The sequence below is a fragment of the Nocardioides sp. genome (genome assembly GCF_036274455.1).
In the GTDB taxonomy this organism is placed as follows: domain Bacteria; phylum Actinomycetota; class Actinomycetes; order Propionibacteriales; family Nocardioidaceae; genus Nocardioides.
In genome coordinates this window covers 1-7,861 of the sequence record NZ_DASUFR010000019.1, presented here as the reverse complement: position 1 = coordinate 7,861, position 7,861 = coordinate 1, and the positions used below count along the sequence as shown (strand labels likewise).

General features: G+C 70.7%; 8 protein-coding genes and 2 tRNA genes. 1 reads left to right on the top strand and 9 read right to left on the bottom strand.

Going from position 1 to position 7,861, the window contains the following annotated elements; genetic code table 11:
* Positions 1 to 714: 714 nt before the first annotated feature.
* The 7 genes from VFV89_RS01605 to VFV89_RS01575 all read right to left on the bottom strand — a co-directional run bounded on the left by VFV89_RS01605 (position 715) and on the right by VFV89_RS01575 (position 4,473).
* Positions 715 to 1,734: a UDP-N-acetylmuramate dehydrogenase gene (locus tag VFV89_RS01605; RefSeq protein WP_329704140.1), complete on the bottom strand. Its 1,020-nt coding sequence runs from the start codon at positions 1,732 to 1,734 to the stop codon at positions 715 to 717.
* Between the two features lie 4 nt (positions 1,735 to 1,738).
* On the bottom strand, positions 1,739 to 2,128 hold the full coding sequence (locus VFV89_RS01600) for a MaoC/PaaZ C-terminal domain-containing protein (RefSeq protein WP_329704139.1): 390 nt from the start codon (positions 2,126 to 2,128) through the stop codon (positions 1,739 to 1,741).
* Positions 2,125 to 2,526, bottom strand: coding sequence for an FAS1-like dehydratase domain-containing protein (locus tag VFV89_RS01595; RefSeq protein WP_329704138.1), 402 nt, complete (start codon positions 2,524 to 2,526; stop codon positions 2,125 to 2,127). Before VFV89_RS01595 ends, VFV89_RS01600 begins: the two co-directional genes overlap by 4 nt.
* A gap of 83 nt (positions 2,527 to 2,609) precedes the next feature.
* Positions 2,610 to 2,780 (bottom strand): 50S ribosomal protein L33, encoded by a 171-nt coding sequence (rpmG, locus tag VFV89_RS01590; RefSeq protein WP_329704137.1) that lies wholly within the window; start codon positions 2,778 to 2,780, stop codon positions 2,610 to 2,612.
* 40 nt (positions 2,781 to 2,820) lie between these two features.
* Positions 2,821 to 2,894: transfer RNA gene (locus VFV89_RS01585), tRNA-Met, on the bottom strand.
* A gap of 29 nt (positions 2,895 to 2,923) precedes the next feature.
* Positions 2,924 to 2,996 (bottom strand) — tRNA-Thr (locus tag VFV89_RS01580).
* A 70-nt stretch (positions 2,997 to 3,066) separates the two neighbouring features.
* Positions 3,067 to 4,473 carry an amidase gene (locus VFV89_RS01575; RefSeq protein ID WP_329704136.1) on the bottom strand — a complete coding sequence of 469 codons (1,407 nt, stop codon included), beginning with the start codon at positions 4,471 to 4,473 and terminating at the stop codon, positions 3,067 to 3,069.
* Positions 4,474 to 5,009: 536 nt separating this feature from the next.
* On the opposite strand from VFV89_RS01575, the gene VFV89_RS01570 reads away from it, so the two are divergent.
* Positions 5,010 to 5,927 carry a PASTA domain-containing protein gene (locus VFV89_RS01570; RefSeq protein ID WP_329704135.1) on the top strand — a complete coding sequence of 306 codons (918 nt, stop codon included), beginning with the start codon at positions 5,010 to 5,012 and terminating at the stop codon, positions 5,925 to 5,927.
* On the opposite strand, the gene VFV89_RS01565 is transcribed toward VFV89_RS01570, so the two are convergent.
* Both VFV89_RS01565 and VFV89_RS01560 read right to left on the bottom strand, forming a co-directional pair.
* The gene (locus VFV89_RS01565) at positions 5,924 to 6,214 is read right to left on the bottom strand and encodes a hypothetical protein (protein ID WP_329704134.1); all 291 of its coding nucleotides are present in this window, start codon (positions 6,212 to 6,214) and stop codon (positions 5,924 to 5,926) included. The two genes, VFV89_RS01570 and VFV89_RS01565, sit on opposite strands and share 4 nt — an antisense overlap.
* 13 nt (positions 6,215 to 6,227) lie before the next feature.
* The coding region (locus tag VFV89_RS01560) for a sodium:solute symporter family protein (protein WP_329704133.1) at positions 6,228 to 7,861 on the bottom strand (1,634 nt) is incomplete at its 5' end.

Sequence of the window (7,861 nt, the reverse complement as noted above, 5' to 3'; positions counted from 1 at the left end):
GCAAGAACACGCTGACCGCGAAGTACCTCGGTTCAGCGACCGTGAGTGCCGGTCAGGACGACTTCGTGGTCAAGGTCAAGAAGAAGAAGTAGCACCGCCGAGTCCGTGACTCGGTGAAACGGCCGGCCCCGTCCCGCGTGGACGGGGCCGGTTGTTTCTTCAGACCACGGTGGCTGAGGTGCGAGACGCCCAGCGCCGAGCCTCGAAGCCCGGTGAGCCGGTGCTGGGACCCACCCCGGATGCCTGCCCGGCGGAGGCTTCGAGGCTCGGCCGTGAACGGCCTCACACCTCAGCCATCGCGGGCCAGCAGGTGCCATCGCTGCGGAGGTCTCGACAGGCTCGACCAGCGGCAGGCCACCACGGTGGCTGAGGTGCGAGGCGCGTCAGCGCCGAGCCTCGAAGCCAGGTGACCCGGCGCAGGGACTTGCCCGGACGCCTTCCCTGCGGAGGTCTCGACAGGCTCGACCGGCGACGGGCCAGCGGGTGCCTACCCTGCGGGGATCTCGACAGGCTCGACCAGCGACGGGCCACCAGGTGCCTACCCTGCGAAGGTCTCGACAGGCTCGACCAGCGGCGGGCCAGCAGGTGCCTTCCCTGCGGAGGTCTCGACAGGCTCGACCAGCGACGGGCCACCACGGTGGCTGAGGTGCGAGGCGCCCCAGCGCCGAGCCTCGAAGCCAGGTGACCCGGCGCTGGGACTTGCCCCTGGTGTGACTAGAGCTCGCAGCCGACCAGCACCGGCTCGTTGACCAGCCGGATGCCGTGGGTGGCCTCGACGCCGTTGCGGACCTCGCGGGCCAGGGCCAGCAGCTCCTCGGTCGTGGCGCCGCCGCGGTTGGTGATCGCGAGCGTGTGCTTGGTCGAGAGGCCGACCGAGCCGCTGCCGTAGCCCTTGTGGAAGCCGGCCCGCTCGATGAGCCACGCGGCGGAGACCTTCACCCGCCCGTCCGCTTGGGGCCAGGCGGGAGCGCCCTCGGGGACCTGGGCGGGATCGACGACGGGGTTGGTGAAGAACGACCCGGCGCTCCACGTGTCGTGGTCGGCGGGGTCGAGGACCATCCCCTTGGCGCGGCGCAGGTCCAGCACGGCGTCGCGCACGTCGGCCAGCGGGGCGCGGCGCCCGAGCTCGACGCCGAGGACCCGGACCAGCTCGGCGTACTGCACCGGCGCCCCGAGGTCGCCCTGCCGCAGCTGGAAGGTCACGTCGAGAACGACGTGCCGACCGGAGTCGGCCTTGAACCTCGAGGTGCGGTAGCCGAACCCGCAGTCGGCGTTGGCGAAGGTCCGCACGCCCTTGAGGACGCGGTCCCACACCCGCACCCGCGCGATGGTCTGCGAGACCTCCTGCCCGTAGGCGCCGACGTTCTGGATCGGCGTCGCCCCGACCAGGCCCGGGATGCCGGCCAGCGCCTCGACGCCGACCCAGCCGCGCCCGACCGCCAGGGCCACCAGCTCGTCCCAGCTCTCCCCGGCGGCAACGGTGACCACGACGCCACCGCACGTGGCGTCGTCGCCCTCGATGTCCGCGTGCACACCGCTGGTCGCCACCTCGACCACGGTGCCGTCGAAGCCGGCGTCGGCGACCACGAGGTTGCTGCCGCCGCCGAGCACCAGGACCGGCCCCTCGACCGTCGAGAGCGCCTCGACGAGCTCGGCCTCGGTCGTCGCGCGCACCCAGCTCCGCGCCGGACCACCGAGCCGGAGGGTGGTGTGGTCCGCGAGCTGCTCTGCCATCGGCTCAGGCGCCGGCTGCGGCGCGGACGACCGCCTTGGGCATGCCGAGCACCTTCTGCCCACCCGAGGTGACGGTCAGCGCCACCGTGGTGAGCCCGTCCTCCGGCTCCTTGGCCTCCCCCGACACCTCGACCTCGACGCCGCCCCCGGCCGGGACGACGACGGGCGCGGTGAACTTGCAGCCGAAGGAGACGAGCTCGGCGCCGGGGTACCAGTCCGCGACGGCCCGGGCGGCCAGCGCCATGGTGTACATGCCGTGCGCGATCACGCCCGGCAGGCCAACGCTGCGCGCGACCTCCTCGTCCTGGTGGATCGGGTTGTGGTCGCCGCTGGCCTCGGCGTAGGCGACGAGGTCGGCGCGGGTGACCGTGTAGGTCTTGGGCTCCAGGGTCATGAGTCGGCTCCCCGGTGCACCAGCGTGGCGGTGCCGGTGCACACCAGCGCACCCGCCTCGTCGGTGATCTCGCTGGCGGTGCCGATGATGTCGGCACCGCCGATCTGGCGCAGGCTGGCCACGCTCAGCGTCGCGGTCAGGACGTCGCCGGGCACGATCGGCCGTTCGTAGGCGAACCGCTGCTCGCCGTGGACGATGCGGAACAGGTCGAGCTGCTCGGCCTCGAGGAAGGCGTTCATCGCCCCGAAGGCCATCACGATCGGGAACGTCGCGGGGGCCGGGCCGCCGGCGTACGTCGCCCCGGTGGCCTCGGCGAAGGCGCGGACGTTGTCCTCGGTCACGGCGTACGGCGCGGTCGGAGGGAAGCTGCGGCCCACGAGCGACTGGTCCACGGGCATGGGGCCAACCTAGTGGGTGCCGTCGGAAAGGCATCGGCCCGGCAGGAGCTCCTGCCGGGCCGACGAACGACTGGTGCTGGTGGTCAGCGGGTCTCGCGGTGCAGCGTGTGACGGCGCTGGCGCGGGCAGTACTTCATCATCTCGAGCCGGTCAGGGTCGTTGCGCCGGTTCTTCTTGGTGATGTAGTTGCGCTCCTTGCACTCGGTGCACGCGAGCGTGATCTTGGGGCGAACGTCGCTGCTCTTGCTGGCCACGGTGAGTCCTCTTGTCGGTGTTGCGTCGAAGCTTGGGTAGTAGCGGGGGCGGGATTCGAACCCGCGACACCACGATTATGAGCCGTGTGCTCTAACCACCTGAGCTACCCCGCCACGGGTGCACGGCCTCGCGGCTGTGCCAGAGCCCCTTTACGGAATCGAACCGTAGACCTTCTCCTTACCATGGAGACGCTCTGCCGACTGAGCTAAAGGGGCCGGTGGGTGACACCGACGGAGAACTCTACACAGCCTCGGCGGTCTGGCCGAATCGCCCGACGATGACCGGTCACCCCTGGATCGAGGCGAACGGCATGGCTTCCTCGAGCTCGTAGGCGAGCTCGATCAGGGTCGCCTCACGGCCCGCCCCGGCACCGAACATCATCCCCTGCGGGAGCCCACTGGCGGTGGTCGTCAGGGGCAGTGAGATGGCCGGGTCGCCGGTGGCGTTCTGGAGCGGCGTGAAGGCGACCCAGTCGAGGATGCGGTCCATGACCTGCTCGTAGTCCTGGGTCGGGTCGAGCCAGCCGATCCGGGGGGTCTCGGTGCCCAGCGTCGGGGTGAGTGCGACGTCGTAGCTCTCGAAGAACTGAGCCGACGCCAGCCGGCTGCGACGCAGCCGACGGATCGCTCCGGGCATGCGGTGCAGGTTGCGTCGTGCGTAGTCGGCCAGGCCGTGGCTGATGCTGTCGAGGTTGGCGGGCTCCCACGAGCGGCCGTGCAGCCTGCGCCCGGTGCGCCTGAGGACGTAGGCCATGCTCGACCAGTAGAGGAGGAAGTCGTCGGGGAACGACGCACCCACGGGCGCGTTCACGTGCTCGACCCGATGGCCCAGCTCCTCGAGCACCGCGGCGACCTTGAGGGTGAGCTCGGCGACCTCCGGGGAAGCGCCACGCCCCACGCCCTCGGTGTGGACGCCGATCCGCAGCCGGCCCCGGCCGGGCCGGGTGAGGTCGCCGATCGGCGGCAGGTGCAGGGCGCGATAGACCTTCTCGGCCTCGCGGAAGAACGCCGCGGTGTCCCGGACGGTCCGCGTCACCACCCCGTCGCTGATGATCCGGATCGGCATCTGCCGCATCATGGCGTCCTGGGCCAGCCGGTCGCGCGTGGGCTTGAGCCCGACCAGACCGTTGACGGCCGCGGGGATCCGGATCGAGCCGCCGCCGTCGTTGGCGTGGGCGATCGGCACCACGCCTGCCGCCACCATCGCCGCCGAGCCCGCCGAGCTCGCACCCGCGGTGTGCCGGGTGTCCCACGGGCTGCGCACCGGACCGATCCGCGGGTGCTCGGCGCTCGGTGAGAAGCCGAACTCGCTGAGCTGGCTCTTGCCCAGCGGCACCAGCCCGGTCGCGAGGAACATCCGCGCGAAGTCGCCGTCCTTCTTGGCCGGGACCGGCGCCCATGCGTCCGTGCCGTTCATGGTGGGCAGACCCGCCACGTCGACGTTGTCCTTGAACCACGTGGGTACGCCGGCGAAGTAGCCCGGCCGCGGGTCGCGGGCCTCCGACCGAGCCCGGTCGAACGTCTCCTGCGCGATCCCGTTCAGCTCCGGCTGCACCCTCTGGGCGCGGGCGATCGCCGCATCGATCACCTCGGGGATCGAGACCTCACCCGCATGCAGGGCCTCGACCAGCCCAACCGCGTCGCGGTTCGCGAGCGCGTCGTCACCGAAGGCATGGATGCGGTGAGGTGCCACGGCGGAAATCTAGTGCCACCCCCACCAGGGCACGCCGCTGCCTGCGCGGGTGCCTTCCCTGCGGAGGTCTCGACAGGCTCGACCAGCGACGGGCCACCACGGTGGCTGAGGTGCGAGGCGCCCCCGGCGCCGAGCCTCGAAGCCAGGTGACCCGGCGCTGGGACTTGCCCGGGCGCCTTCCCTGGGGAGGTCTCGACAGGCTCGACCAGCGGCAGGCCACCACGGTGGCTGAGGTGCGAGGCGCCCCGGCGCCGAGCCTCGAAGCCAGGTGACCCGGTGCTGGGACCCACCCCGGCGCCCACCCCGCGGAGGTCTCGACAGGCTCGACCAGCGGCGGACCAGCAGGCGCCCACCCCGCGGAGGTCTCGACAGGCTCGACCAGCGGCCGACCAGCAGGTGCCCACCCCACGGAGGTCTCGACAGGCTCGACCAGCGGTACGCCCACCACGGGCATCCGCAAGTCCGCACCATCGACGCTGTCGATCAGAGGCTGCACCTCCGACGAGCGCGCGACGTACCCTCACCACGGAGGGCCCGTGGACTTCGACCACTACGTCGCAGCGCGGTACGGCAGGCTGATCGAGCACGCCGTCCTGCTCGGCTGCGCCGAGGGTGAGGCCGGCACGGTCGTCGACCGGGTGCTGCTCGAGCAGCGCAAGCAGATCCGGCGGGCCGATGACCCCGACCCGATCGTCCGGACGGCGATCGAGCGCGCGGTCAGCGGCAGCCCGCCCCCGACCAGGCGCCGCGGCGGGCCTCTCCTCGCGTTCGGGGCCGTAGCCGCCGTGGTCGCGGTCGGGATCGCCGTGACCTATCGCCCTGCCCCTCAGCCGGTGCCGTCGCTGTTCGCGATGGAAGGCAGCCAGGCGCAACAGCTGCTCGAGGACGACGGGTACGCCGTGCAGTTCCTGCCCACCGCCTCCTGCGAGCCCGAGGGGCTGGTGCTCGGCTCCGACCCGCCGGCCGGGAGGTTCCTCGGCCGAGGAGACACCGTGACGGTGCGGACCGCCGCACCGACCGGCGGCTACTGCCCCGTGCAGGCTCTGGCCCGGGCCGACGGCTGGGCGTTCGTCCAGTTCGCGCTGGGTGGGCCGGCGCCGATGTTCGCCGACACGGTGCAGCTCATCGTCGACGACGGCGACCCGGTCACCCTCACCCATGACGAGGCGACCGCCCACGACCGCTGGGGCACGCTGTCCGACCTCGTCGCGAAGGCGGCGCGGCAGACGTCGCCCACGCTGAGCGGGATGCCCTCGCTGCACGTCGAGGCGACCCTGCCGACCACGACGACCTGCGGCCTCCCGCGCCCGGCCGCGATGGGTGTGCGGTTCGCCCTTCGGGTGCAGGTCGACGACCGTGACACGACCGACGAGCAGGGGTGCGTCCTGACCTTCGACCTCTACCGGTCCGAGCGGGTCATCGACACCGTCGTCGTCTACACGGCCGGCAGCTAGTCCTGGTGGCCCGGCGGTCGCCCGCCGTCGTCCGGCGACTCGACGTGCTCGGGCACCCTGACCGGCCGGAGCCTGGCCCAGGTCAGGAAGACCACCGACACGACGACCAGGGCGATGCCCGCCCACAGGTTGGCGTTGACGTCGCCGGTCTTGTCCGACTCGGTGTCACCGAAGATCCCCATCAGCAGCAGGATCACGCCGTACGCACCGAGCAGGGCGCCGATGATGTTGCGGATGTCGAGCGCCCCGGCGGTGTGCCTGCGGTTCGATGCGGTCTCTGCAGCCATCTCTGGATCCTCCTCAGAACGCCAGGTTCAAGGCGATGACGAGGACCAGCGCGACACCTGCCAGGGGCAGCGTGCGCCGGTACCACGGGTACGACGCCTCGTTGGCATCCACGAGGTCCTCCTTGGGCGTCTCGCTCCAGACGAAGCCCTTGAGCTCCTGGGTCTCCTTGACCCGCGTCATCAGGGAGACCACGACGCTCAGTGCCACGTCGAGCACGAAGGCGACCGACGCCGCGAGGAACGCCGCACCCTGGCCGCTCAGGGGGATGGTGCCGGTGCTGGCGGAGCCGAACGCGTCCTCGCTCAGCTCCGCGACGACGACCGCCCCCAGGAACCCGGCGAGCAGGCCGACCCAGCCGGCCGTGGCGGTCATCCGCTTCCAATAGAGGCCCAGGATGAACGTGGCGAAGATCGGCGCGTTGAAGAAGCCGAACAGCGTCTGCAGGTAGTTCATGATGTTGCTGAAGTTCGATGCCACGAGGGCTGAGAAGATCGCCACCACCACCGCGGCCACGGTCGCGATCCGGCCGACCTGCAGGTAGTAGTGGTCCTCGCGCTCCTTGACGATGTAGGTCTGCCACAGGTCGTAGCTCAGGACGGTGTTGAACGCCGACACGTTCGCGGCCATCCCGGCCATGAACGCCGCGAGCAGCCCGGTGATCGCCAGCCCCAACAGCCCGTTGGGCAGGACGTCGCGCATGAGGAAGAGCAGCGAGTCGTTGAACTTCACGTCCCCGCCGGCGCCTCCCGGGACGGTCTGCCCGGCCTTGGTCTCCGCGATCTCCTTGACCAGGACGGCCGCGATCATCCCCGGGATGATCGTGATGAACGGGATGAACATCTTCGGGAAGGCGCCGATGATCGGGGTCTTGCGCGCCGAGGAGATCGAGTCGGAGGCCAGCGCGCGCTGGACCTCGACGAAGTTCGTGGTCCAGTAGCCGAAGGACAGCACGAAGCCGAGGCCGAAGACGATGCCGACGATGGACCAGAAGTCGGAGTCGAAGCCCGAGAGCGCGTTGCCGGGCCAGGAGTTCAGCTGCTGGTCGGCGGGCGCGATGCCGTTTCCCTGGTCGGCGGCCGAGGTGATCTTGTCGGTCAGGCCGTTCCAGCCGCCGACCCGGTGCAGGCCGAGCAGGGTGAGCGGAACCAGCGACGCGACGATGACGAAGAACTGCAGGACCTCGTTGTAGATCGCCGCCGACAGGCCACCGAGTGTGATGTAGGACAGCACGATCGCGGCGGCGACGATCAGCGCCACCCACTGAGGCCAGCCGAGCAGCGCGTGGATGATGCTGCCGAGCAGGTAGAGGTTGATCCCCGCGATGAGCAGCTGGGCAACAGCGAACAGGATCGAGTTGACCAGGTGGGCTCCGGTGCCGAACCGGCGTCGCATGAACTCCGGCACCGACCGCACCTTCGAGCCGTAGTAGAAGGGCATCAGCACGACGCCGAGGAACAGCATCGCCGGGATGGCCCCGACCCAGAAGTAGTGCACGGTCGGGATGCCGAACTGGGCGCCGTTCGCCGACATCCCCATGATCTCGACCGCGCCGAGGTTCGCCGAGATGAACGCCAGTCCCGTCACCCACGCGGGCAGCGAGCGTCCCGAGAGGAAGAAGTCCACGGAGTCGGAGATCTGGCGACGGG

Excerpts from the sequence above, each read along its gene's own strand:
- VFV89_RS01605 (WP_329704140.1), bottom strand. The coding sequence starts at position 1,734 with ATGGCAGAGCAGCTCGCGGACCACACCACCCTCCGGCTCGGTGGTCCG.
- VFV89_RS01600 (WP_329704139.1), bottom strand. The coding sequence starts at position 2,128 with ATGACCCTGGAGCCCAAGACCTACACGGTCACCCGCGCCGACCTCGTC.
- VFV89_RS01595 (WP_329704138.1), bottom strand. The coding sequence starts at position 2,526 with ATGCCCGTGGACCAGTCGCTCGTGGGCCGCAGCTTCCCTCCGACCGCG.
- VFV89_RS01565 (WP_329704134.1), bottom strand. The coding sequence starts at position 6,214 with ATGGCTGCAGAGACCGCATCGAACCGCAGGCACACCGCCGGGGCGCTC.